General features: G+C 70.1%; 21 protein-coding genes. 2 read left to right on the plus strand and 19 right to left on the minus strand.

Annotated elements, in window-relative coordinates; translation table 11 throughout:
- Positions 1-121 precede the first annotated feature (121 nt).
- Entirely contained in the window at positions 122-2245 is a 2124-nt protein-coding gene (locus ACFY2A_RS00765) for a PhoX family protein (protein WP_387166738.1), read from the plus strand.
- 82 nt (positions 2246-2327) lie between these two features.
- On the opposite strand, the gene ACFY2A_RS00770 is transcribed toward ACFY2A_RS00765, so the two are convergent.
- Positions 2328-3110, minus strand: a complete 783-nt coding sequence (locus ACFY2A_RS00770; protein WP_363923693.1) for an IclR family transcriptional regulator C-terminal domain-containing protein — start codon at positions 3108-3110, stop codon at positions 2328-2330.
- Positions 3111-3264: 154 nt separating this feature from the next.
- Between ACFY2A_RS00770 and ACFY2A_RS00775 the strand changes: the two genes are divergently transcribed.
- Positions 3265-4467: an MFS transporter gene (locus tag ACFY2A_RS00775; RefSeq protein WP_387166742.1), complete on the plus strand. Its 1203-nt coding sequence runs from the start codon at positions 3265-3267 to the stop codon at positions 4465-4467.
- Between the two features lie 75 nt (positions 4468-4542).
- Here ACFY2A_RS00775 and ACFY2A_RS00780 read toward each other — a convergent pair whose 3' ends face one another.
- The 18 genes from ACFY2A_RS00780 to ACFY2A_RS00865 all read right to left on the minus strand — a co-directional run bounded on the left by ACFY2A_RS00780 (position 4543) and on the right by ACFY2A_RS00865 (position 24637).
- On the minus strand, positions 4543-5610 hold the full coding sequence (locus ACFY2A_RS00780; RefSeq protein ID WP_363923781.1) for a polyprenyl synthetase family protein: 1068 nt from the start codon (positions 5608-5610) through the stop codon (positions 4543-4545).
- Positions 5611-5718: 108 nt separating this feature from the next.
- A complete protein-coding gene (nuoN, locus tag ACFY2A_RS00785) occupies positions 5719-7269 on the minus strand; it encodes an NADH-quinone oxidoreductase subunit NuoN (protein WP_363923697.1) in 1551 nt (516 codons plus the stop codon).
- 108 nt (positions 7270-7377) lie between these two features.
- A complete protein-coding gene (locus ACFY2A_RS00790) occupies positions 7378-8910 on the minus strand; it encodes an NADH-quinone oxidoreductase subunit M (RefSeq protein ID WP_363923699.1) in 1533 nt (510 codons plus the stop codon).
- 79 nt (positions 8911-8989) lie between these two features.
- On the minus strand, positions 8990-10936 hold the full coding sequence (gene nuoL, locus ACFY2A_RS00795) for an NADH-quinone oxidoreductase subunit L (protein WP_387167474.1): 1947 nt from the start codon (positions 10934-10936) through the stop codon (positions 8990-8992).
- A gap of 24 nt (positions 10937-10960) precedes the next feature.
- Positions 10961-11278: an NADH-quinone oxidoreductase subunit NuoK gene (gene nuoK, locus ACFY2A_RS00800; protein ID WP_013731028.1), complete on the minus strand. Its 318-nt coding sequence runs from the start codon at positions 11276-11278 to the stop codon at positions 10961-10963.
- On the minus strand, positions 11275-12045 hold the full coding sequence (locus tag ACFY2A_RS00805; RefSeq protein WP_099847902.1) for an NADH-quinone oxidoreductase subunit J: 771 nt from the start codon (positions 12043-12045) through the stop codon (positions 11275-11277). Before ACFY2A_RS00805 ends, nuoK begins: the two co-directional genes overlap by 4 nt.
- On the minus strand, positions 12042-12683 hold the full coding sequence (gene nuoI, locus ACFY2A_RS00810; protein WP_363923703.1) for an NADH-quinone oxidoreductase subunit NuoI: 642 nt from the start codon (positions 12681-12683) through the stop codon (positions 12042-12044). The genes ACFY2A_RS00805 and nuoI overlap by 4 nt, the downstream gene beginning before the upstream one ends.
- 1 nt (position 12684) lies before the next feature.
- Positions 12685-14031, minus strand: a complete 1347-nt coding sequence (nuoH, locus tag ACFY2A_RS00815) for an NADH-quinone oxidoreductase subunit NuoH (protein WP_363923705.1) — start codon at positions 14029-14031, stop codon at positions 12685-12687.
- Positions 14028-16523: an NADH-quinone oxidoreductase subunit G gene (locus ACFY2A_RS00820; RefSeq protein WP_387166749.1), complete on the minus strand. Its 2496-nt coding sequence runs from the start codon at positions 16521-16523 to the stop codon at positions 14028-14030. The genes nuoH and ACFY2A_RS00820 overlap by 4 nt, the downstream gene beginning before the upstream one ends.
- A 58-nt stretch (positions 16524-16581) precedes the next feature.
- Positions 16582-17898, minus strand: a complete 1317-nt coding sequence (gene nuoF / locus ACFY2A_RS00825) for an NADH-quinone oxidoreductase subunit NuoF (protein ID WP_363923709.1) — start codon at positions 17896-17898, stop codon at positions 16582-16584.
- Entirely contained in the window at positions 17895-18935 is a 1041-nt protein-coding gene (nuoE, locus tag ACFY2A_RS00830) for an NADH-quinone oxidoreductase subunit NuoE (RefSeq protein ID WP_387166752.1), read from the minus strand. The genes nuoF and nuoE overlap by 4 nt, the downstream gene beginning before the upstream one ends.
- Positions 18932-20257, minus strand: a complete 1326-nt coding sequence (locus ACFY2A_RS00835) for an NADH-quinone oxidoreductase subunit D (protein WP_387166755.1) — start codon at positions 20255-20257, stop codon at positions 18932-18934. Before ACFY2A_RS00835 ends, nuoE begins: the two co-directional genes overlap by 4 nt.
- Positions 20254-20985 (minus strand): NADH-quinone oxidoreductase subunit C, encoded by a 732-nt coding sequence (locus tag ACFY2A_RS00840; RefSeq protein ID WP_363923714.1) that lies wholly within the window; start codon positions 20983-20985, stop codon positions 20254-20256. Before ACFY2A_RS00840 ends, ACFY2A_RS00835 begins: the two co-directional genes overlap by 4 nt.
- Positions 20982-21659 (minus strand): NADH-quinone oxidoreductase subunit B family protein, encoded by a 678-nt coding sequence (locus ACFY2A_RS00845; RefSeq protein WP_117229654.1) that lies wholly within the window; start codon positions 21657-21659, stop codon positions 20982-20984. The genes ACFY2A_RS00840 and ACFY2A_RS00845 overlap by 4 nt, the downstream gene beginning before the upstream one ends.
- A 13-nt stretch (positions 21660-21672) precedes the next feature.
- A complete protein-coding gene (locus ACFY2A_RS00850; protein ID WP_093404019.1) occupies positions 21673-22038 on the minus strand; it encodes an NADH-quinone oxidoreductase subunit A in 366 nt (121 codons plus the stop codon).
- A 108-nt stretch (positions 22039-22146) separates the two neighbouring features.
- Positions 22147-23421 carry a geranylgeranyl reductase family protein gene (locus tag ACFY2A_RS00855; RefSeq protein ID WP_363923715.1) on the minus strand — a complete coding sequence of 425 codons (1275 nt, stop codon included), beginning with the start codon at positions 23419-23421 and terminating at the stop codon, positions 22147-22149.
- A 134-nt stretch (positions 23422-23555) separates the two neighbouring features.
- On the minus strand, positions 23556-23765 hold the full coding sequence (locus ACFY2A_RS00860; RefSeq protein ID WP_363923716.1) for a hypothetical protein: 210 nt from the start codon (positions 23763-23765) through the stop codon (positions 23556-23558).
- A gap of 161 nt (positions 23766-23926) precedes the next feature.
- Positions 23927-24637: a demethylmenaquinone methyltransferase gene (locus ACFY2A_RS00865; RefSeq protein WP_363923717.1), complete on the minus strand. Its 711-nt coding sequence runs from the start codon at positions 24635-24637 to the stop codon at positions 23927-23929.
- Positions 24638-24671: the final 34 nt, after the last annotated feature.

The following is a 24671-nucleotide window of genomic DNA, read 5'->3' on the forward strand; positions in this document are numbered from 1 at the left end:
GTGGAGTTCATCGCTGGTTCACATCGACGCTGACCCGCGCTCACCGCGCCGCCCTAGCGTCCGGCGGGTACGCGTCGGTGACCTGCACCGACGTGCACCGACCCTCAGGAGGATCCTCCCCATGAGCGACCGTCCCCGGCTGCTCCCGCTGCTGGGCACCCCCCGCCACGGCAGCCGCGACGCCATGACCTGCCTCTACCGCTGCGGCAACGCCTGTGACCACCCGGTACCCAACACCTCCGACAACCCGTACTTCGGTGATGTGGTGAACGCCGAGGTCAGCCGCCGCGGTGTGGTCCGCGCCGGGGCGGTCGGCGCCCTGGTGCTCGGTTTCAGCGGCGCTGCGGCCGGCGCGCTGGCCGGCGCGGCTCCCGCCGCCGCAGCCCCGGTCCCCCCGGTGCCCCCGGCCGGTCAGCCGGCGGCGGCCGGCCGTCGCCCGGGCAGCGGTGCCCTGAGCTTCAAGCCGATCCCGCCGAACACCCTCGACACGTTCGTCGTTCCGAACGGCTACGACCACGCCGTGGTCATCCGCTGGGGTGACCCGGTGGTGCCCGGTGCGCCGGAGTTCAACCTGCGCCGGCAGACCGCCGCCGCGCAGGCCAAGCAGTTCGGCTACAACAACGACTTCGTCGGCGTGCTGCCGCTGGACAAGCGCGGCAAGCGCGCGCTGCTGGTGGTCAACCACGAGTACACCAACGAGGACCTGATGTTCCCGGGCTTCACCAGCCAGGACGCGCTCAGCGTCGAGCAGGTGAAGGTGGCGATGGCCGCACACGGCATGTCCGTGGTGGAGATCGAGCGGGTCGCCGGCACCGGCCAGTGGCAGGTCGTCGACTCCGGCCGCCGGCCGTACAACCGCCGCGTCGACGCGCTGAGCAGCAAGTTCGAGCTGACCGGCCCGGCCGCCGGCTCGTCGTTCCTGAAGACGGCCGCCGACCCGAAGGGTCGTACGGTCATCGGCACGCTTAACAACTGCGCCGGCGGCGTCACCCCCTGGGGCACCGTGCTGTCCGGTGAGGAGAACTTCAACCAGTACTTCGTCGGCGGCGACGCGGCGCCGGAGTCGGAGAAGGCCCGGCTGGCGCGCTACGGCATCTCCACCACCGCCCGCTACCCCAGCGGCAGCCGCAAGTGGGACCGGGCCGCCGACCGCTTCGACCTCGCCAAGCACCCCAACGAGGCCAACCGGCACGGCTGGGTCGTGGAGATCGATCCGTTCGACCCGGAGAGCCGCCCGCGCAAGCACACCGCGCTCGGCCGGTTCAAGCACGAGGGCGCGAACGTCATCGTCGCGCGCAGCGGGCACGTGGTCGCGTACATGGGCGACGACGAGCGCTTCGACTACCTCTACAAGTTCGTCTCGGACAAGAAGTTCATGAAGGGTGACTCCTGGGTCGCCCGCAAGCACAACCTGACGCTGCTGGAGTCGGGCACCCTCTACGTCGCCAAGCTCGACCAGACCAGCGCCGGTGAGATCGACGGTTCCGGCAGCCTGCCCAGCGACGGCGCCTTCAACGGCAGGGGCCGCTGGATCAAGCTGGTCAGCGGCAACCGCTCCTACGTGGACGGCATGACCGCCGCCGAGGTGCTGACCTTCACCCGCATCGCCGCCGACAAGGCCGCGGCGACCAAGATGGACCGCCCCGAGGAGGTGGAGATCAGCCCGCGCACCGGCAAGGTGTACGTGGCGCTGACCAACAACTCCGCCCGTGGGGTCGGCAGCAACCCGGCGCCGGACGAGGCCAACCCGCGTACCGCGAACCGGCACGGGCAGATCCTGGAACTGGTCGAGGACCGGGGGGACAACACCTCCGACACGTTCCGGTGGTCGCTGCCGATCGTCTGCGGCGACCCGGCGGACCCGTCGACCTACTTCGCCGGGTACGACAAGACCAAGGTGTCGCCGATCTCCTGCCCGGACAACCTGCTCTTCGACCGGGCCGGCAACCTGTGGATCTCCACCGACGGCAACGCCCTGGGCAGCAACGACGGGCTCTTCGCTACGCCCATCGAAGGGCCGGAGAAGGGCCACCTGAAGCAGTTCCTGACGGTGCCGGTCGGCGCGGAAACCTGCGGCCCGTTCTTCACCGAAGACGAGCGTTCGGTCTTCGTGGCCGTGCAGCACCCGGGTGAGATCACCGGTGCCACGGTCGACAACCCGGCCTCCACCTGGCCGGACGGCGACTACGCCAAGCCGGGTGTGGTGGTGACCTGGCGGCTGGACGGCGGACCGGTCGGTAGCTGACCCCGATCCGGCATCGCGCCGGCCGCCCATCCGACGGCCCTCTCCCCACCAGGGAGGGGGCCGTCTCGGCAGGTGCCGAGGGTCAGTTGTCGGCGGCTAGGCCGTCGGCGATGGCGCGCGCGGCGGTGAGCAGTTTCGTCCGCACCACCCGGGCGGAGGTCATCATCTCGCTGGCCGGTAGCGCGCAGGCCAGCACCGTGCGCCGTTCCATGTCCTTGTCCGGGCACACCAGTACGGCGGCGCAGGCCACGCCCTGCCGGAACTGGCCCAACTCCAGCTGCATCCCGCGTCGGTCCCCCGCCGACAGGTCGGCCTCGAAGGCCTCCGGGGTGGTGAGGGTGGCGCTGGTGAACGGACGCATGCCGTACTCGCGCAGGTAACGTTGGCGCTGCTCGGCGGTGAGCGTGGCGAGCAGGGCCTTGCCGAGCGCGGTCGCATGCGCGCCCTCGTCGAACCCGGGGACGAGATCCTCCAGGTACGGCGAGCGGTGTCCCTCCGCCACGGCGGTGATCGCCACCTGGCCACCCACGAACCGGCCCAGGAAGTGACTCCAGCCGGTCTCCAGGGCCGCCCGCCGCAGGCTCTCCCCGATGGCCGGTGAGCCGCGGAACGCGGCGACCAGCTCGCGGTAGCGGTCGGCCACCTCCAGACCCACGATGTACGTGCCGTCCTCCCGACGGATCACATAGCCCTCGTAGGCGAGGGTGCGGACCAGGTGGTACGTGGTGGCCACGGTCAGCTCGCAACGGCGGGCTATCTGTTTGACCGTCAGGCCCCGCGGGGCACGACCGACCGACTCGAGCACTCGAAGCGCGCGGGAGACACTTCGGATCAGGTCCGAAGGTTCCGCCAGGGGGTCACGCACAACCACCTCCGCCACCGGGGACTTACACCATATGAAAAAGCGGCCCGCCGCGAAACGCCTGATCGGGTGGATGATCCAAGGTAATCGAGTACGCGATGTGAGGTGCACCGCACTTTCTGTTGCCGAGATGCGGCTGGCGTAGGTTGGCCGCACCATGACCCACATCGCCCCTCCACGTACCTCGGCGACTGTCGCACGGCCCGTCCGGGCCAGTGCGGTCGCGGTCACCGTCACGATCGTCTGTGTCCTGCCGGTCTTTCTGGTCGGCGGTCTCGCCGTGCAGATGCGGGAGGAGTTGGGCTTCTCCCCCGCCGGCCTGGGACTCGTCGTGGCGGTCTATTTCGCGGTCGGTGCCCTCGCCTCGGTGCCCTCCGGCGCGCTGGTCGAGCGGTGGGGTGCCGCCGTGGTGGCCCGGGCCGGCATCGTGGTGTCCGCTGGCTCCCTGCTGGCCGTTGCGGTGGCCGCCCGGTCGTATCCGGTGCTTGTCGGTCTGCTCGCCGTGGCCGGCACCGCGAACGCACTCGGTCAACTGTCCAGCAACGCCCTGCTCGCCCGGCACGTCCCGCCCCGTCGGCAGGGCCTGTCGTTCGGCGTCAAGCAGGCGGCCATCCCGGTCTCCACCCTGCTTGCCGGCGTGGCGGTGCCCACCGTCGCGCTGACCGTCGGTTGGCGGTGGGCCTTCGTGGCGGCAGCCGGTGCCGCACTGGCCGCGCTGCCGGCCGTACCCTCGCAGGGCGCCCAGCCCGCACGGCGGCGCACCGGACGGACCGGCGGCGCGAGCCCGGGACTGGTGCTCGTCGGGGTGGCCGCGACGCTGGCCGCGGGTGCGGCGAACGCGCTGGGCACCTTCGTGGTCGACGCCTCGGTCGATCGGGGTCTCGGTCCGGGAATGGCCGGGCTCACCCTGACCCTCGGCAGCGCGGTCTGCGTGGCGGCGCGGATCGGGGTCGGCTGGCTGGCCGACCGACGCACCGGCGGACACATCGCGGTGATCGCCGCTCTGCTGGTGGCCGGTGCGGTGGGGCTGGGCCTGCTCGCGGTGGCCGGCCCCGGGCCGTTGGTGGTGGGCGTGGTGCTCGGCTTCGGTCTCGGCTGGTCCTGGCCCGGGCTGATGAACTTCGCGGTGGTCCAACTGCATCCGCAGGCACCGGCCGCGGCCACCTCGATCACCCAGACCGGGGTGTACGCGGGCGGCTGCCTCGGCCCGCTCGCCCTCGGCCCCCTGGCCGCCGCAGCCGGCTACCCCGCGATGTGGCTGGCAGCCGCCGTCGCCATGCTCGTCGCCGCCACCCTGATGCTGACGGCCACCCGCCTACTCCCCACCCCCGCTGACCCACACCCGCGCCCAAGCGGTTGATCAAGAAGTTTGCGTCTGGATCCGCGCGGACGGCGACCAAAACTTCTTGATCACGCCGATGGAGGTGGGGGTGGGTCAGCTGGTGCGGTCGGCGATGTGGTCGCAGAGGGATTCGAGGGCGTGGCGGGCCGGACTGGCCGGCAGGGGTGCCAGTTGGGCGCGGGCGTCCTCGGCGTAGCTGCGGACGGTTTCGCGGGCGCGCTTGAGAGCAGGGCTCTCGCGGAGCAGGCCGAGCGCCTCCGCGTGCCGGGTGTCGTCGGTCAGCGGCCCGGTGGCCAGGATCTCCCGCAGCCGCACCGACGCGGCGTCCGCGTCGTCGGAGGCGAGGGCGTAGAGCACCGGCAGGGTGGGCACGCCCTCCCGCAGGTCGGTGCCGGGCGTCTTGCCCGACTCCGTCGACTCGCTGGCGATGTCGAGCAGATCATCGGAGAGCTGGAAAGCCACCCCGATGGTCTCGCCGTACCCGGCCAGCGCCGCCACGTGCTCCGGCGTCGCCCCACTGAACTGGGCGCCGAAGTGCGCGCTGGTGGCGATCAGGGAGCCCGTCTTCTCGGCGATCACCCGCAGGTAGTGCGCCACCGGATCGTCGTCGGCCCGGGGGCCGACGGTCTCGGCGATCTGGCCGTGGACCAGCCGGGCGAACGTCCGCGCCTGCAGGCGTACCGCCTCGGGGCCCAGCTCGGCCGCCACGTCCGCGGCCCGGGCGAAGAGGTAGTCGCCGACCAGGATGGCCACCGAGTTGGTCCACCGGGAGTTGGCGCTGGGCGCGCCCCGGCGCACCGATGCCTCATCCATCACGTCATCGTGGTAGAGCGTGGCCAGGTGGGTCAGCTCCACCACCACGGCCGCCGAGACGACCTCGGCTCGGGTTGGATCGCCGAACTGGGCGCCCAGGGCCACCAGCAGCGGCCGGAACCGCTTCCCGCCGGCCTCCACCAGATGCCGCGCCGCCTCGGTGACGAACGGGTCGGCGCTGGCGATGCTGGCCAACAGCTCCGTTTCCACCGCTGCCAGCACGCCGAGTACGGACTCCTCGCTGCGCGGATCGGCGAGGTGAAGCCCGAGCGCGCCGAACTGACCCGCGCTGGAGCGGCTCCGGCGAGCACCGGAGCCGGTGACACCTGAACCCTCGCCACCCCTAATCACCACGCCTCCACCATGCCACACACGTTCTACCTGCACCGGACCGGGGATACACGGCGAGGGCCGGCCCACAGAGCGTGGACCGGCCCTCGATCGGCAGGTCAGCCGCTACCGGACGAAGTCGGCGGCGGAGGACGCGAGATCGAGCAGCGGCGACGGCGCGACGCCGAGCACCAGCGTGGCGAGCACCCCGATCACCAGCGCCGCCGAGGTGAGCCCGCCGGGAACGGCCACCGTCGGCGTCGAGTCACCCGGCTCGGAGAGCCACATCAGCACCACGACCCGCAGGTACGGGAAGGCCAACACCATGCTGGTCAACACACCCGCGATGACCAGCCACACCTGCCCGCCGTCCAGCGCCGGGCCGAAGACCGCGAACTTGCTGGTAAAGCCGCTGGTCATCGGGATACCCGCGAAGGCGAGCAGGACGAAGGTGAAGACGGCGGCATAGACCGGCGACCGCCGTCCCAGCCCGGCCCAGCGGGACAGGTGGGTCGCCTCACCGTCGGCGTCGCGCACAAGCGTCACCACCGCGAATGCGGCCAACACCGTGAAACCGTACGCGACCAGGTAGAACATGGTGCCGGAAAGGCCCTCACTGCCCGGCGCGAGCACACCGACCAGCAGGTAGCCGGCGTTGGCGATGGACGAGTACGCCAGCAGCCGCTTGATGTCGGTCTGGGTCACCGCGAACAGCGCGCCGACAAGCATGGTGAGCACCGCCACAGCGCCCAGCACCGGGGTGAAGTCCCAGCGGGCCCCCTCGAAGGCCACGTGGAACACCCGCAGCAGGGCACCGAACGCGGCAACCTTGGTGCAGGCCGCCATGAACCCGGTCAACGGCGTCGGCGCACCCTGGTAGACGTCCGGCGTCCAGACGTGGAACGGCGCGGCGGCCGCCTTGAACAGCAGACCGATGGCGACCAGCGCCATACCGGCGAAGAGGAGCACCGGGCTGGCCGTCGAGTTCGCCACGGCCGCGTTGACGGTGGCGAAGTCGACGCCCGCCTGCCGGTCGCCCAGACCGGCGGTGAAGCCGTAGATCAGCGCCAGGCCGAACAGGAAGAACGCCGAGGCGTACGCGCCGAGCAGGAAGTACTTCATCGCCGCCTCCTGGCTCAGCAGTCGCCGACGACGGGCCAGCGCGCAGAGCAGGTAGAGCGGCAGCGAGAAGACCTCGAGCGCGATGAACATGGTCAGCAGGTCGTTCGCCGAAACGAAGATCAGCATGCCGGCGATCGCGAAGGTGGTAAGCGGGTACACCTCACCCGCGCCGCCGGCGTTCTCCGCCTGCTGGCGGTCCTCCGGCGAGTCGGCGGTCACCGCGGCCTGGGCCACGAACGCACCGCCCCGCTCGACCACCCGCTCGCCGAGCAGCAGCAGCGCCACCGCAGACAGGGCGAGGATCGCGCCCTGGAGGAACAGCGTCGGCCCGTCGACGGCGATCACCCCGATGGTGATCACCCGCTTGTCGGCGTTGACCACCACCATCGTCAACGCCGCGAGAACCGCAAGCAGCGCCAGCGGCAGCTGCACGGGATGCCGCAGACGCCGGGGCACGAACGCCTCGACCAGCACCCCGACCACCGCCGCGCCAAGCATGATCAGGATCGGCGCGATCGCCGCGTAGTCGATCGGCGGCAGTTCAAGCTCGGTCACTGGACCGCCCTTTCGTTCGCGACTGCGGGGCTCGCAAGCTCACTCCTCGCGCTCACCGGACCAGCCTTTCGTTCGCGACTGCGGGGCTCGCAAGCTCACTCCTCGCGCTCACCGGATCGCCTCCTGCACGGTGTCTACCGACGGGGCCGGGTCGGTCCGGCCGACGTCCTCCATGGTCGCCTGGATGGCGGGGTTGATCACGTCCGTCACGGGCTTCGGGTAGAAGCCGAGCACCAGGATCAGCGCGATCAGCGGGGCGACGACGACCTTCTCGCGCAGGTTGAGGTCGCGCTTCATGCCGTCGATCTCGGTCAGCGCCGGGTTGAGGGTGCCCTGCGTGGTGCGCTGCACCATCCACAGCACGTACGCCGCCGCCAGGATGATGCCCAGCGTGGCGATCACGGCGACCGGCTTGTTCACCGTGAACGTGCCGATCAGTACCAGGAACTCGGAGACGAACGGCGCGGTGCCGGGCAGTGCCAGCGAGGCGAGACCGGCGAAGAAGAGCACACCGGCCAGCACCGGCACCAGCTTGCCCGCGCCACCGAAGTCACTTACCAGCGCCGAGCCCCGGCGCGCGATCAGCATGCCCACCACCAGGAAGAGCAGCCCGGTGGCGAGGCCGTGGTTGACCATGTAGAGCACGGCACCGGTGCCCGCCTGGGTGGTGAAGGCGAAGATGCCCACGCCGATGAAGCCGAAGTGGGCGATCGACGTGTACGACACCAGCCGCTTCAGGTCGTTCTGCCCGACGGCCAGCAGCGCCGCGTAGATGATCCCGATGACCGCCAGGCCCAGCGCCCACGGCGCGAACCACTGGGCCGCGTCGGGGAACAGCGGCAGGCAGTACCGCAGGATGCCGAAGGTGCCGACCTTGTCCAGGACGCCGACCAGCAGTGCGGCGGCACCGGCGGGGGCCGCGCCACCGGCGTCCGGCAGCCAGGTGTGGAACGGGAAGAACGGCGCCTTGATCGCGAACGCGATGAAGAACCCGAGGAACAACCAGCGCTCGGCGCCGGTGGAGATGTCCACCTCCGACAGCGCCACCCAGTCGAAGGTCTTGCCGCCGACCACCCACAGGCCGATCACGGCGGCCAGCATGAACAGGCCACCGACAAGCGAGTAGAGGAAGAACTTCACCGCCGCGTACTGCCGCTGGTGGCCGCCGTAGCTGCCGATCAGGAAGTACATCGGCACCAGCATGACCTCGAAGAACACGTAGAACAGGAAGACGTCGGCGGCGGCGAAGACGCCGAGCATCGTGCATTCGAGGACCAGCAGCAGCGCGAAGTAGACCGGCACCGACCGCTTGGACGACTCGGCGTCGTGCCAGGAGGCCAGGATCACCAGCGGCACCAGCACCGCGATCAGCATCAGCATGACAAGCGCGATGCCGTCGGCGGCGAAGGTGAAGTTGACCCCCCAGTTCGGGATCCACGGGTACGACTCGCGGAACTGGAAGCGCTGACCGTCGACCTGCCAGGTGACCCACATGGCCACCGACAGCGCCAGCACCAGCAGCGACCAGCCGAGCGCGACCTGCTTCGCCAGCGTCGGCCGGCTGCGCGGCAGGAGGGCGACGACCACGGCGCCGACAAGCGGCGCCACGGTGAGCACCGAGAGGAACGGGAAGTCGGACATTATGCGGCCTTACCTCCGTCGTCACTGTGCGGTCCGCCGGCGACGGCCGCCTGAGAGGCCGACAGCCTCAAGAGGTCGATCACGCCAACCACCCCGCCTGTACGGCCAGGAAGGCGGCCACCACCAGCAGCGCGCCGGTCAGGATCGAGGTGGCGTACGACCGGACGAAGCCGGTCTGCAACCGCCGGAGCCGGCCCGATCCACCGCCGACGCCCGCGGCCAGTCCGTTGATCAGCCCGTCGATGCCCCGGCTGTCCAGGTAGACGAGCGCCCGGGTGAGGAAGATGCCCGGCTTCTCGAAGACCGCCTCGTTGACCGTGTCGGTGTAGAGGTTCTTGCGGGCGGCGGTGACCAGCACCCCGGCCGGCTGCGGCGAGGTCGCGGTCCCGTTGCGGAACAGGAACCAGCCCAGCACCGCGCCGAGCACGGTGACCCCCAGCGACAGCACCACGATCGCCCAGTGCGGCAGCACCGCGTCGTGGTGCGCCTCGGCCGTGCCGAGCCCGGCGGTGGTGGTCAGCCAGTCCGGCACTGAGGTGGCCAGCAGCCAACCCGCGCCCAGCGAACCGATGCCGAGCAGGACCAGCGGGATCGTCATCAGCGGCGGGGACTCGTGCGGGTGCTCGATGTCCTCGGTCCAGCGCTTCGGGCCGTGGAAGGTCAGCACGAACAGCCGGGTCATGTAGAAGGCGGTCAGTGCGGCGCCGAGCACCGCCGCCCCACCGAACAGCCAGGCCGTCCAGCCCTCCCGCTCGAAGGCAGCGGCGATGATCGGCTCCTTGGAGAAGTAGCCGGAGAACGGGAACATGCCGATGATGGCCAGCCAGCCCGCGCCGAAGGTCAGCCAGGTGATCTTCATGTACTTGGAAAGGCCGCCGAAGCGACGGATGTCGACCTGGTCCTTCATGCCGTGCATGACCGAGCCGGCACCGAGGAACATGTTGGCCTTGAAGAAGCCGTGCGCCAGCAGGTGCACGATGGCCAGCGCGTACGCCGCGCCGCCCAGCCCGACGCCGAGGAACATGTAGCCGATCTGGCTGACCGTGGACCAGGCCAGCACCCGCTTGATGTCGTCCTTGGCGCACCCGATGATCGCGCCGATGAGCAGGGTCAGCGCACCGACGCTGACCACCACCAGCTGCAACGTGGCGTTCGCCGAGAAGATGATGTTGGAGCGGGCGATCAGGTAGACACCGGCGGTGACCATCGTCGCGGCGTGGATCAGCGCCGACACCGGGGTCGGGCCCTCCATCGCGTCCGGCAACCACGCCTGAAGCGGGAACTGGCCGGACTTGCCGGCCGCGCCGAGCAGCAGCAGCACGCCGAGCACCAGCACGGTGCCGCCGGCCAGCGCGCCAATCCCGTTGAACACCTCGTCGTACTGGGTGGTGCCGAGGGTGGCGAACATGATGAAGATGGCGATGGCGAGGCCGGCGTCGCCGACCCTGTTCATCAGGAACGCCTTCTTACCGGCGGTGGCGGCGGCCGGCTTGGTGTACCAGAAGGAGATCAGCAGGTACGACGCCAGACCGACGCCCTCCCAGCCGAAGTAGAGCATCACGTAGTTGTTGCCGAGCACCAGCAGCAACATGGCCGCGATGAACAGGTTGAAGTACGCGAAGAACAGTCGGCGGCGCTCATCGTGCGCCATGTACTCGACCGCGTACAGGTGGATCAGGAAGCCCACACCGGTGATCAGCAGGACGAAGACCCCGGCCAGCGGATCGAACAGCAGACCGAAGTCCACGTGCAGGCCGCCGACCGCGATGAAGTCCCAGAGGCTCAGCTGGACCGACCTGTTCTCCAGGCCGCGCAGGCCGAAAAAGTAGCTCAGGCCGAGCAGGAAGGCGCCGCCGACCGCGGCCACCCCGAGCCAGTGCCCCCAGCGGTCGGCCCGCCGACCGAGCAGCAGCAGGATCGCCGCGCTGACCAGCGGGATGGCCACCAGCAGCCAGACGCTGCTCAGCAGCCCGTCCGCCGTCGCGTACGAGACGGTCTCGGCCGGAGCAGCCTGGGCGTACGTCATGATTTCGTCCACCGGTGGGCCCCTCTAGTACTTCAGCAGGTTGGCGTCGTCGACGCTGGCGGAGCGTCGGGTGCGGAAGATCGCCATGATGATGGCCAACCCGACCACGACCTCGGCCGCCGCCACCACCATCACGAAGAACGCCATGATCTGGCCGTTGAGGTCACCGTTCATCCGGCTGAAGGTGACAAGCGCCAGGTTGGCCGCGTTGAGCATCAGCTCGACACACATGAACAGCACGATCGCGTTGCGCCGGACCAGCACCCCGGCGGCGCCGATGGTGAACAGCACCGCGGCGAGGACCAGGTAGTAGTTCGGCTCGACCGAGAAGAAGTCACTCATTTCTCAGTGCCCTTCAGCGTGGTCTCCTCGGCGGTCAGCTCCCGCACCGGCAGGATGTCCGGCGTGCTGCGCTCACTCAGCCGCCCGTCCGGCAGGCGGGCCGGGGTGGCGACCGACGAGGAGGTGGCGAAGACACCCGGGCCGGGCTTCGGGCCGGGGTAGTTGCCGGGCGCAAAGCGGGCCTTCATGGTGGCCACCTGGTCGCGCTTGTCCTCCTTGCGCCGCTCGACGTGCGCGAGGATCATGCCGCCGATGGTGGCGGTGATCAGCAGCGCCGCGGTGAGCTCGAAGGCGAAGACGTAGTCGGTGAAGAGCAACCGGGCGATGCCCTCCACGTTGCCGCCCGCGTTGGCCTGCTCCAGGCCGACCGGCGTGCTGCCCTGGGTGGCCCGGTATACCCCGCTGCCGAGCAGGCCGGCGAAGCCGAGCCCCAGCCCGATCGCCGCGATCCGCTGGCCGCGCAGCACCTCGATCAGCGAGTCGGAGGCTTCCCGACCGACAAGCATCAGCACGAACAGGAAGAGCATCATGATCGCGCCGGTGTAGACGATGATCTGCACCATGCCGATGAACGGCCCTGCCTGGAGTACGTAGAACACCCCGAGGCTGAGCATGGTCAGCACCAGCCACAGTGCCGAGTGCACCGCGTTGCGGGCGGCGACCATGCCGATCGCACCGGCCAGCGCGAGCGGAGCGAGGATCCAGAAGGTCACCGCCTCGCCGCCGGAGACCGCACCGGAGGCGGCGAGCAGCGTCGAGGTGCTCATGCCGAATCCCCCTTCTCCGCCTCGGCCCGCTGGGCGGCCTGCTCGGCACCGGGGAAGGTGACGCCCGGGTGCTCGTCCACCTGATAGCGGCCCGGCCCCATCGGCGAGCGCTCAGCCCCGGCGGAGGTGCCCGGGTTGGTGAGGCTGCCGATGTAGTAGTCCTTCTCGCTGTCACCCAGCCGCATCGGGTGCGGCGGCTGCTCCATCCCCGGCAGCAGCGGCGCCAGCAGCTGTTCCTTGGTGAAGATCAGATCCTGGCGGTTGTCCCGGGCCAGCTCGTACTCGTTGCTCATGGTCAACGAGCGGGTCGGGCACGCCTCGATGCAGAGCCCGCAGAAGATGCAGCGGGCGTAGTTGATCTGGTAGACGCTGGCGTACCGCTCACCCGGCGAGAAGCGCTGCTCGTCGGTGTTGTCGCCACCCTCGACGTAGATCGCGTCCGCCGGGCAGGCCCAGGCGCACAGCTCGCAGCCGATGCACTTTTCCAGCCCGTCCGGGTGCCGGTTGAGGATGTGCCGCCCGTGGTAGCGCGGCGCCGGCTTCGGCGGGGTGAACGGGTAGTCGGTGGTGACGACCTTCCTGAACATGTGCGAGAAGGTGACCCCGAAGCCCTTGAACGTTCCGGTGATCGCGCCCACGTCACACCTCCTCAGAGTCCTGGCCGGCGGGAGCGTTTGCCGGCTCCCGCTCGGCGACCATGCGCCGGGTGCGCGGGCTCGGTGGTACCTGGAGATCCATCGGGGGCAGCGGGAAGCTGCCCGGCGGCCGGTTGTCGACCTGCTCGACGAGCGTCGGCTTCGGCGTCGCCTTGCGGCTCGGCCAGAACAGCGCGGCGAGCAGCACGATGCCGGCCGGGATGCCGATGGCGTACATCCGGCTCTGGGTGTCCCAGTCGTCGATGGTGCGCAGGCCGGCGAGAACCACGATCCAGACCAGGCTGATCGGGATGAGCACCTTCCAGCCGAAGCGCATCAGCTGGTCGTACCGCAGCCGGGGCAGCGTGCCGCGCAGCCAGACGAAGACGAAGACCAGCAGGATGACCTTGCCGAAGAACCAGAGCAGCGGCCACCAGCCGGAGTTGGCCCCCGACCATATGGTGATCGGCCACGGTGCGTGCCAGCCGCCCAGGAAGAGCGTCACGGTGAAGGCCGACATGGTCACCATCGCGACGTACTCGCTGAGCATGATCAGCGCGAACTTGAGCGAGCTGTACTCGGTCATGAAGCCGGCCACCAGCTCCGACTCCGCCTCCGGGAGATCGAACGGCGGCCGGTTGGTCTCGCCGACGATGGAGATGAAGAAGACGATGAAGCTCGGGAAGAGCAGCAGCGCGTACCAGCCGGGCGTCTGGATGTCGGCGCCGAACAGGGTCAGCTCGGTCGTGCTGCCCTGGGCGGCAACGATCTCGCTCGTGGACATCGTGCCGGCGAGCATGAACACCGCCACGATGGACAGACCCAGCGCCACCTCGTAGGAGATCAGCTGGGCGGCGGACCGCAGGCCGCCGAGCAGCGGGTAGGTCGAGCCCGAGGCCCAGCCGGCGAGCACGATGCCGTAGACCGCCATCGACGAGAGGGCGAGCACCACGAGCACCGCGACCGGCACGTCGGTGACCTGCAACGGCGTCTGGTGGCCGAAGATGCTCACCATCGGGCCGAACGGGATCACCGACAGCGCGGTGACCGCGCAGATCACCGAGATGGCCGGGGCGAAGAAGTAGATGACCTTGTCCGCCGAGCGCGGGAGGATGTCCTCCTTGAAGGCCATCTTCAGGCCGTCGGCGAGCGTTTGCAGCAGGCCGAACGGGCCGAGCTGGTTCGGCCCGGGCCGGACCTGCATGAAGCCGACGACCCGCCGCTCGAACCAGACGCCGAGCAGCGTGCCGAGCAGGGCGACCACGAACGCGAAGACAATCTTGCCGAGGACCAGCCACCACGGGTCGTGGCCGAAGTCGGTCAACGACGGTGCCTGCGCCAGCGGGTTCATGCGACACCCCCGGAGGAGTTGAGGATCGGACCCGGCCGGCCCGCCACGTCGGCGGCGACCGGCTCGGTGGTGCCGGGTGCCGAGATCCGTACCACCGCACCGGAGGTAGCGCCCAGGCTGCGCCGCACGGTCGAACCGGGCGAGTTGGTGGGTAGCCAGACCACACCGTCCGGCATCTCGGTGATCGCCGCCGGCAGGGTCAACGCACCCCGGTCGGTACCCACCGTGACCGAGTCGCCGTCGGCGACACCGAGCGCCTCCGCGCTGCCCTTGCCCAGCCGGACCACCGGCGGGCGGGCGGTGCCACCCAGGTGCTCGTCGCCGTCGGTGAGGCTGCCCAGGTCGACAAGCTGGTGCCAGGTCGCCAGCACCGCCTCACCGGTGCCCGGCTGCGGCACCGCCCCCGGCTGAACGGTGGGCGCGGTCGGGCGGTCAGCCCGGGTCACCGGCAGGCTGCCCAGCTCACGCCGGACGGTCAGCACGTCCCCGGTGCCCAGCCGCACGTCCAGCTGGGCGGCGAGCGCGTCGAGCACCCGACCGTCGGTCATCGCGGCGGTGTCCAGCACCGCGTCGAACGGACGCAGCCGGCCCTCCCAGTCCAGGAAGCTGCCGGCCTTCTCCACCACCGGTGCGACCGGCAGGACCACGTTCGCCCGACGGGTGACCGCGCTGGCCCGCAGTTCCAGGCTGACCAGGAACGGCACCGCCTCCAGGGCCTGCTCGGCCAGGCGCGGGTCGGCCAGGTCGGCCGGATCCACCCCGGCCACCACCAGCGCGCCAAGCTGACCCGTGGCGGCGGCACCGAGGATGCCGTCGGTGTCCCGGCCGGCCTGACTCGGGATCACCCCGGCCGGAATGTCCCACGCCTCGCCCAACTCGGCCCGGGCCCCGGGCTCGGTGACCAGGCGACCGCCGGGCAGCAGGTTGGGCAGGCAGCCGGTGTCGACGGCACCGCGGTCACCCGCGCGCCGCGGCACCCAGGCCAGCTTCGCCCCGGTACGCGCGGCCACCTCGGCGGCGGCGGAGAGTCCACCCGGGACGGTGGCCAGCCGCTCGCCGACGATCAGGATCGCCCCTTCAGCGCTGAGCGCCTCGGCGACGGTGGCGTGCTCGGCGAGCACCCCGGCCTCCTCGCCCGGCACGACCCGGGCCAGCTTGGCGCCGAGCTTCTCCAGGCCACGGGTGGCGAACGGGGCGATCGCGTACACCTTCAGTTTGTTCTTCAGGTACGCCTTGCGCAGCCGCAGGAAGAGGATCGGACACTCTTCCTCCGGCTCCAGACCGACCAGCACCACCGCCGGCGCGTTCTCGACGTCGGTGTAGGTGACGTCGGTGCTGCCGGCGACCGTGCTGGCCAGGAAGTCGGCTTCCTCGCGGGAGGCCGGACGGGCCCGGAAGTCGATGTCGTTTGTGTGCAACGCGACCCGGGCGAACTTTGCGTACGCGTACGCGTCCTCGACGGTCAGCCGACCGCCGGTGAGCACCGCGGCGCCCTGGCCCGTGTCCCGGGCGGCGCGCAGCCCCTCGGCGGCCACGCTGAGCGCCTCGCTCCAGGACGCCTCCCGCAGCTCGCCGGTGTGCTCGTCGCGTACCAGCGGGGTGGTGAGCCGGTCGGCGGCGCGGGCGTACTGGAAGCCCCAACGCCCCTTGTCGCAGTTCCACTCCTCGTTGACCTGCGGGTCGTCGCCGGCCAGCCGGCGCAGCACCTTGCCCCGACGCCAGTCGGTGCGCTGGGCGCAGCCGGCCGAGCAGTGCTCGCACACGCTCGGGCTGGAGACCAGGTCGAACGGGCGGGCCCGGAAGCGGTACTGGGTGCCGGTGAGCGCGCCGACCGGGCAGATCTGCACGGTGTTGCCGGAGAAGTACGAGTTGAACGGGACGTCGCCGTCCTCGCCCTCGGTCCCGTAGTCCTCGTCCCGGTAGATGTTGATCTCCTCGGCGGAGGAGCGGTTCATCAGGTCGATGAACTTGTCGCCGGCGATCTCCTCGGTGAACCGGGTGCACCGCTGGCAGAGCACGCACCGCTCGCGGTCGAGCAGCACCTGGGTGCTGATCGGCAGCGGCTTCGGGTACTCCCGCTTGTGCTCGTGGAACCGGGAGTCGGAGCGGCCGGTCGACATCGCCTGGTTCTGGAGCGGGCACTCGCCGCCCTTGTCACACATCGGGCAGTCGAGCGGGTGGTTCACCAGCAGCAGCTCCATGATCCCCTCCTGCGCCTTCTTGGCGACCGGGGAGGTGAGCTGGGTCCGGACCACCATGCCGTCGGCGACCGTCTGGGTGCAGGAGGCGACGGGCTTGCGCTGCCCCTCCACCTCCACCAGGCACTGCCGGCAGGCGCCGGCCGGAGCCAGCAGCGGGTGGTCGCAGAACCGGGGGATCTCGGTGCCCATCTGCTCGGCGACCCGGATCAGCAGCGCCCCTTTCGGGGCGGTGACCTCGACGCCGTCGATGGTGAGGGTGACCGTCTCGGTCGGCTTGGCAACGTCCGTCACAGTGCTCGCCTTTCGCTCGCGGCTGCGGGGCTCGCTCCGCTCACTCCTCGCACTCGCATCAGTGGGCTCCCACCAACTGCTTGTCGGACAACTTCGGCGCGGTCCGTCCCTCGATGTAGTCGAGGTAGTCCTGCTTGAAGTACTTCAGCGACGAGGTCACCGGGCTGGTGGCACCGTCACCAAGGCCGCAGAACGAGCGGCCGAGGATGTTGTCACAGGTGTCGAGCAGGGTGTCCAGGTCGTCCTGAGTGCCCTGGCCGGCCAGGATGCGTCGGTAGACCCGGACCATCCAGTAGTTGCCCTCCCGGCACGGGGTGCACTTGCCGCACGACTCGTGGTGGTAGAACTCCAGCCACCGGTAGGTCGCGTAGACCGGGCAGTCCTGGTCGGAGAAGATCTGCGTGGCCGTGGTGCCGAGGATCGAGCCGGCGGCGGCCACCCCCTCGAAGTCCAGCGGCACGTCCAGGTGCTCGGCGGTGAGCAGCGGCGTCGACGATCCGCCCGGCGTCCAGAACTTCAGGTTGTGCCCCGGCTGCATCCCACCGGCCAGCTCGATCAGCTCGCGCAGGGTGATGCCGAGGCCGCACTCGTACTGGCCCGGGTTGACGATCCGGCCGGAGAGCGAGTAGATCATCGGGCCGGCGGACTTCTCCGTGCCCATCGACTTCCACCAGTCCGCGCCGCCCAGCACGATGTACGGCACGCTGGCGATGGTGCCCACGTTGTTGACCACGGTGGGGCTGGCGTACAGCCCGTGGGTGGCCGGGAACGGCGGGCGCAGCCGGGGCTGGCCCCGGAAGCCCTCCAGGGAGTCCAGCAGCGCCGTCTCCTCCCCGCAGATGTACGCGCCGGCACCCGAGTGGACCACCAGGTCCAGGTCGAAGCCGGTGCCGAGGATGTCCCGCCCCAGGTAGCCCTTGGCGTACGCCTCGTTCACCGCGTTGCGCAGCCGGCGGGCGGCGTGCACGGCCTCGCCCCGAATGTAGATGTAGGCCCGGTTGGCCCGGATCGCGTACGAGGCGATGATGACGCCCTCGACCAGCGAGTGCGGGTCGTGGGTCATCAGCGGCAGGTCCTTGCAGGTGCCGGGCTCGCCCTCGTCGGCGTTGACCACGAGGTAGTGCGGCTTGCCGTCACCCTGCGGGATGAAGCCCCACTTGAGACCGGTGGGGAACCCGGCTCCGCCGCGACCGCGCAGCCCGGAATCCTTCACCAGCTGGATCAGGTCGTCCGGGTGGGCCTTGATCGCCTTACGCAGCGCGGCGTAGCCGTCCAGCTTCTCGTAGGTGTCGATCCGCCAGGCGTCAGGGGACAACCAGCGCTTGGTGAGCACGGGCGTCAACTTGGCCAGGGTCTCCGGCGCAGGCGTGGTCACTTCTGAGCCCCCTTGTCGTTCGCGGAATCCCGACCGCCGCCGGTCGACTCCGCTTCCCTGAGGTTGCGCTCCTGCGCCCCGGTGTCGTCACCGGCCGGCTTGGCGTCACCCGCCGGCTTGTTGGCCGCCGCACCGGCGGCCTCCGCGGCCCGGGCGTCGTCCGCCGCAGGCGGCTGCCCGTCGACGGGAACCCTGGTGCCGGGGGCGTCCGGCACGGCGGTCTTCGCGTCCGGCTGCCGGGTCTCGGCGGTACGCACCTGCGGTGACTTGCGGTCCGGTGCCGCGACGTCGGGTGCGGTGCTGCCGGTCGGCGCGGCCTTCGCCGGGGTGGCCGGTGCGGGCTTGTCGCCGGCCCGGCCGCTGCGGATCGGGGTGTTCGGGTCGAAGCCCGGCGCCGAGATGCCGTGCTGCTGGGCCAGTCGCAGGCCACGCAGCGTCGGCTCGCCCGGCACACCGTCGGCGACGGCGCCCTCCCGCTCGTCGGCGAAACCGGCGAGCTGGACCGCCATCTCCTTCAGGGTGCAGAGGCGGGCACCCCGGCTCGGCGTGGGCCGGCCACCGGCGCGCAGCTCATCGACCACGCCGACCGCGGTCTGCGGGTCGACGCCGTCGAAGAAGTCGTAGTTGACGGTCATCACCGGGCCGTAGTCGCAGGCGGCCAGGCACTCGGCGTGCTCCAGGGTGACCGTGCCGTCGGCGGTGGTCTCGTCGTGCCCGACGCCCAGGTGCTCGGCGAGGGTGTCGTAGACCTCCTGGCCACCGAGCACGTTGCACATGGTGTTGGTGCAGACACTGACCAGCCAGTCACCGGTCGGCCGGCGCTTGTACATGGTGTAGAAGCTGGCCACCGCGCCGACCTGGGCCTTGTTCAGGCCGAGCACCTCGGCGCAGAACGCCACGCCGGCCGGGGAGACGTAACCCTCCTCGGCCTGCACCAGGTGCAGCAGCGGCAGCAGGGCCGAGCGGGAGCGGTCCGCCGGGTAGCGGGCGATGATCTCCCGAGCCCGGGTCCGCGTCTCTTCGGTGAAGAGTGTCACCGGTCACAACCTCCCATGACGGGGTCCAGCGAGGCGCCGCCGGCGATCACGTCGGCGATCAGGCCACCCTCGGCCATCGCCGGCAGGGCCTGGAGGTTGACGAAACTCGGCTCCCGGTAGTGCACCCGGTACGGCCGGGTCCCGCCATCGGAGACCGCGTGCACGCCCAGCTCACCGCGAGGCGACTCGATCGCCACGTACACCTGGCCCGGCGGCACCCGGAAGCCCTCCGTCACCAGCTTGAAGTGGTGGATCAGGGACTCCATCGACTGGCCCATGATCTTCGCGACGTGCTCCAGCGAGTTACCCATGCCGTCGACGCCGATGGCCAGCTGCGCCGGCCAGGCGATCTTCTTGTCGGCGACCATCACCGGGCCGGGCTTGAGCCGGTCCAGGGCCTGCTCGACCAGCTTCAGCGACTCCCGGATCTCGGCCAGCCGGACCAGGTAGCGGCCCCAGACGTCGCCGTCGGGGTGGGTCGGCACGTCGAACTCGTACGTCTCGTAGCCGCAATACGGCATGGTCTTGCGCAGGTCCCAGGCCAGGCCGGCGGAGCGGAGCACCGGCCCGGTGACGCCGAGGGCCAGGCAGCCGGTGACGTCTAGCACCGCCACGTTCTGCGTCCGCTCCAGCCAGATCGGCTGGCCGGAGAGCAGGTCCTCGTACTCCTTGAGGCGCTTCGGCATGACCTTGAGGAACTCGCGGATCTTGACGATCGCCTCGTCCGGCACGTCCTGGGCGACGCCGCCCGGCCGGACGTACGCGTGGTTCATCCGCAGGCCGGTGATCAGCTCGAAGATCTCCAGGATGTACTCGCGCTCGCGGAAGCCGTAGAGCATGATCGAGATCGCGCCCAGCTCCATGCCCGTGGTGGCCAGCCACACCAGGTGCGAGGAGATCCGGTTCAGCTCCATCATGAGCACCCGGATGGTGTTGGCCCGCTCGGTGACATCGTCGGTGATGCCGAGCAGCTTCTCCACGGCCAGCGAGTACGCCGTCTCATTGAAGATCGGCGAGAGGTAGTCCATCCGGGTCACGAAGGTCGAACCCTGCACCCAGTTGCGGTACTCCAGGTTCTTCTCGATGCCGGTGTGCAGGTAGCCGACGACCGAGCGGGCCTCCCGGACCGTCTCGCCCTCCAGCTCCAGGATCAGCCGGAGCACGCCGTGCGTGGACGGGTGCTGCGGGCCCATGTTGACGACGATCCGACCCTCGTTGATCGGATCGACGCCGGAGACGACGTCGTCCCAGTCCCCGCCGGTGACGGTGAAGACCCGGCCCTCGGTCGTCTCGCGCTCGGTGGCGTAGTTCGACCCGGTCATTGGTAAGACCTCCGCTTGTCGGGCGGCGGGATCTCGGCGCCCTTGTACTCCACGGGCACACCGCCGAGGGGGTAGTCCTTGCGCTGCGGGTGACCCTCCCAGTCGTCCGGCATGAGGATGCGGGTCAGCGCCGGGTGACCGTCGAAGACGACACCGAACATGTCGTACGCCTCCCGCTCCTGCCAGTCGGCGGTCGGGTAGACGGAGGTGACGCTGGGCAGGTGCGGTTCCTCGACGCTGACGGCGGCCTCCAGCCGGACCTGACGCCGGTAGGTCATCGAGGTGAGCTGGTAGACGACGTGCAGTCGGCGAGCGTCGGCACCCAGGTAGTCCACCCCGGACACCGACGAGCACAGCTCGAAACGCAGCGCCGGGTCGTCCCGCATCACCTGGCAGACCTCGGCGATCCGCTCCGGGCGGATGTGCAGGGTCAGCTCGCCCCGGTCCACCACGACCTTCTCGATCGCCTCGCCGAACGCCGGGTACGCCTCCTCCAGCGCGTCCCGCACCTCGTCGAAGTAGCCGCCGTACGGTCGCGGCGAGTCCTCGATCTCGCGGTGCTGCCGGACCAGTCCGCCGAACCCGGAGACGTCGCCGCTGCCCTGGTTGCCGAACATGCCCCGGCCCGCCGGTGCGGCCGGCGGGAACTCGGCCGGGGCACCACTCGTCGCGCCGGCCGGCGTCACCGGAACCGGCACGCCGCCGGTGGTCGGCTTGTCGTCAGTCACTTGATCCCCCCGTACGGGTGGAGGTGGTTCTGGGCCTTCATCCAGTTCTCGATCCGCAGCTGCTCCTCGCGGCCCTCGCGGACGGCCTTCGTCCACTCGGCCCGCCGGGCCTTGTCGTTGCGGTACGACGACGGCATCGAGCCGTACGGCACCACCGGCACGTCACCGCGCGCCTCACGGGCCGCAAGCATCTTGCGGCCGTTCGGGCCGAGCGGCTCGTGGCCGATCTTCTCGCGCAGCTTGAGGATCGCGTCGATGAGCATCTCCGGCCGGGGCGGGCAGCCCGGGAGGTACATGTCGACCGGTACGACGTGGTCGACGCCCTGCACGATGGCGTAGTTGTTGAACATGCCGCCGCTGCTGGCGCAGACACCCATGGAGAGCACCCAGCGGGGCTCGGCCATCTGGTCGTAGATCTGGCGCAGCACCGGGGCCATCTTCTGGCTCACCCGGCCGGCGACGATCATCAGGTCGGCCTGCCGGGGCGAGGCCCGGAAGACCTCCATGCCCCAGCGGCCCATGTCGTAGTGCGGACCACCGGCGGCCATCATCTCGATCGCGCAGCAGGCCAGGCCGAACGTGGCGCCCCAGACCGACGACTTGCGCGACCAGTTGACCAGCTTCTCCACCGAGGTGAGCAGGACGCCGGCGGGAAGTTTCTCCTCGATACCCATAGCCGTTCCTTCCTCAGTCCCAGTCCAGGCCGCCGCGTCGCCACTCATAGGCGTACGCGACGAAGACGGCACCGATGAACACCAACATGGCGACGAACCCGAAGACCGGCAGGATGTCGAAGGAGACCGCCCACGGGTACAGGAAGATCATCTCCACGTCGAAGACGATGAAGAGCATCGCCGTCAGGTAGAACTTGACCGGAAACCGGCTACCGCCGATCGGCTGCGGGCTAGGCTCGATCCCACACTCGTAGGCTTCGAGCTTGGCTTTGTTGTAGCGATGGGGGCCGGCGAACCGGGCGGCGGCTATCGAGAACAGCGCGAAACCCGCGGCGAGGGCGAAGAGCCCGATGATGGGTACGTAAGGCGAGAGCGACATTTCTTCTCCTGCTCGTCCTTCCCTGCCCTCGGTGGTTGGCGAAATTCACACTATTCACATCCCACCCCGCGCCCTTCGGCGGGGGTGGACCTTGCCTGCTCCGCGCCCCTACACGGCCGGCGCGACCCGGGTCATCGCATTGATCACGCGGTCCATCGCGTCACCGCCACGCGGGTCGGTGAGGTTGGCCAGCAGCTTGAGCACGAAGCGCATCAGCGTGGGATGCGGCATGCCGTGCTTGGTCGCCACCCGCATGATCTCCGGACGGCCGATCAGCTTCACGAAGATCCCGCCCAGCCGGTAGTAGCCGCCGAACCGGGTCTTCAACTCCTGCGGGTACGCCATCAGGGCCCGCTCCCGCTCGACGCCGGCCGGCCGGGCCAGCGCCTGAACCGCGACCTCCGCGGCCAGTTCGCCGGATTCCATCGCGTACGCGATGCCCTCGCCGTTGAACGGGTTGACCATGCCGCCGGAGTCGCCGACGAGCATGACCCCCCGGGTGTAATGCGGCACCCGGTTGAAACCCATCGGCAGGGCGGCACCGAGGATCGAACCCTCGGCGTTGGCCTCGTCGGTCATCCCCCACTCCGGCGGCGTGTTGGCCAGCCAGTCGGTGAGCAGCCGCCGGTAGTTCGTCTTGCCGAACGCCGTGGACGAGTTCAGGATGCCGAGCCCGACGTTTACCCGACCGTCGCCGAGGCCGAAGATCCAGCCGTACCCGGGCAGCAGTTCGTTGGTGCCCTTGGCCCGCAATTCCAGCCAGGACTCCAGGTAGTCGTCGTCGTGGCGGGCCTCGGAGCGGTAGTAGCGCCGGACGGCGACACCGATCGGGCGGTCCTCCCGCTTGGCCAGCCCGAGGGCGAGCGGGAACCGGCCCGAGACGCCGTCCGCGGCCACCACCAACGGGGCGTGGAAGGTGACGGGTGCCTTGTCCGGCCCGTCCTCGCCCTGCACCCCGATCACCCGGCCGTCGCCGTCCAGCACCGGAGCGAGGACGTTCACGCTGGTCCGTAGCTTGGCCCCGGCCGACACCGCGCGCTGGGCCAGCAGGTCGTCGAAGTCGAGTCGGGTGCGCACCAGGCCGTAGTTCGGGAAACTGGCCAGATCCGGCCAGTCCAACTCCAGCCGGACGCCGCCACCGATCACCCGCAAGCCACGGTTGTGCAGCCAGCCGGCCTCGGGGGAGGTGTCCACCCCCATCCGGATCAACTGCCGCACGGCACGCGGGGTCAGCCCGTCGCCGCAGACTTTCTCCCGGGGGAACTCGGTCTTCTCCAGCAGCAGCACGCGTACGCCGTGCCGAGCCAGGTGGTACGCGGTCGCCGAGCCACCGGGACCGGCGCCCACGACGATCACGTCGGCGTCGTTCTCCACCGCGGTCATTAGCGCCTCCTCCCCGCCCTGCTCGTGAAATGCTTCACAAGCCAGCCGGGACGAGTCTATGACCGGCACCGTAAGCTCGCCTTGTTAGGTCGCCCTAACCTGCTGGACGCGAGTAAGACCCAACGACGTGGCGCTCAGCGGCGCGCCGGAGCGGCGCTGTCCAGGCTGGCGCGGATGGTCTCCGGCAGTTGCTCACGCAAGGTGCCGCCGGCGGCTCGGTCCAGGGCCGCGAGCACCTCGGTCACCACCTGGCGGACGTCGGCGGGATCCGCTCCGGCCAGACCCCTGAGCTGCTCGACCAGCTCCGCGGCATCCCCGATGGCCACATTCTTCGGATCCGTCATGCCGGCCAGCTTAAGCCGCAAATGCGACACAATCGCCTTATTCCCCTGAATTAGGCTATTACGGCCGCGCAGTACCGGGCGGACCGAGATCCCGTCCGCACGGAGGGATACAGGAACGGTCGCGTTCACGCCCGTACGGGCCGATGCGGGAACGGTCGCGCTCACGTCCGGACGGCGCGGTGCAGGGCCACCACACCGCCGGTCAGGTTGCGCCACGCCACCCGACCCCAGCCCGCCGCGGCCACCCGCGCCGCCAGCGCCGGCTGGTCCGGCCAGGCCCGGATCGACTCGGCAAGATAGACGTACGCGTCAGGGTTGCTGGAGACCGTCCGGGCCACGGCCGGCAGGGAACGCATCAGGTACGACAGGTACACGGTGCGGAACGCGGGATTGACCGGGGTGCTGAACTCACAGATCACCAGCCGGCCGCCCGGGCGGGTCACCCGGGCCAGTTCAGCCAGCGCGGCGTCGGTGTCGTTGACGTTGCGCAACGCGAAGGAGATGGTCACCGCGTCGAAGCTGGCATCGGCGAAGGGCAGCCGCAGGGCGTCTCCGGCCAGCAACGGCACCTGCGGGCGGCTGCGCTTGCCGGCGTACAGCATGCCGAGCGACAGGTCCGCCCCGACCGCGTACGCCCCGGACTGGGCGAGTTCCTCGGTGGAGACGCCGGTGCCCGCGCCCACATCCAGCACCCGGTCGCCCGGTCGCAGGTCGAGCGCGGTGCGGGTGGCCCGTCGCCAGAACCGGTCCTGGCCGAACGACAGGACGGTGTTGGTCAGGTCGTAACGGGCCGCGACACCGTCGAACATCGCGGCGACCTCGTGCGGCTGCTTGTCCAGACTGGCGCGCTGGCCCTGCGGGGTACGGCTCACCCCTCCACTCTGCCAGCCCTGCGGTCGACGGCCC

The organism is Micromonospora sp. NPDC000442 (assembly GCF_042898635.1).
GTDB lineage: Bacteria > Actinomycetota > Actinomycetes > Mycobacteriales > Micromonosporaceae > Micromonospora.

Bases quoted from the DNA above. Each gene is read 5' to 3' on its own strand.
- ACFY2A_RS00850 (WP_093404019.1), bottom strand. From the start codon at position 22,038: ATGTCGCTCTCGCCTTACGTACCCATCATCGGGCTCTTCGCCCTCGCC.
- nuoK (WP_013731028.1), bottom strand. From the start codon at position 11,278: ATGAGTGACTTCTTCTCGGTCGAGCCGAACTACTACCTGGTCCTCGCC.
- ACFY2A_RS00775 (WP_387166742.1), top strand. From the start codon at position 3,265: ATGACCCACATCGCCCCTCCACGTACCTCGGCGACTGTCGCACGGCCC.
- ACFY2A_RS00835 (WP_387166755.1), bottom strand. From the start codon at position 20,257: ATGACCGGGTCGAACTACGCCACCGAGCGCGAGACGACCGAGGGCCGG.
- ACFY2A_RS00845 (WP_117229654.1), bottom strand. From the start codon at position 21,659: ATGGGTATCGAGGAGAAACTTCCCGCCGGCGTCCTGCTCACCTCGGTG.
- nuoH (WP_363923705.1), bottom strand. From the start codon at position 14,031: ATGAACCCGCTGGCGCAGGCACCGTCGTTGACCGACTTCGGCCACGAC.
- nuoL (WP_387167474.1), bottom strand. From the start codon at position 10,936: ATGACGTACGCCCAGGCTGCTCCGGCCGAGACCGTCTCGTACGCGACG.
- ACFY2A_RS00765 (WP_387166738.1), top strand. From the start codon at position 122: ATGAGCGACCGTCCCCGGCTGCTCCCGCTGCTGGGCACCCCCCGCCAC.
- ACFY2A_RS00805 (WP_099847902.1), bottom strand. From the start codon at position 12,045: ATGAGCACCTCGACGCTGCTCGCCGCCTCCGGTGCGGTCTCCGGCGGC.
- ACFY2A_RS00855 (WP_363923715.1), bottom strand. From the start codon at position 23,421: ATGACCGCGGTGGAGAACGACGCCGACGTGATCGTCGTGGGCGCCGGT.
- ACFY2A_RS00790 (WP_363923699.1), bottom strand. From the start codon at position 8,910: ATGTCCGACTTCCCGTTCCTCTCGGTGCTCACCGTGGCGCCGCTTGTC.
- ACFY2A_RS00860 (WP_363923716.1), bottom strand. From the start codon at position 23,765: ATGACGGATCCGAAGAATGTGGCCATCGGGGATGCCGCGGAGCTGGTC.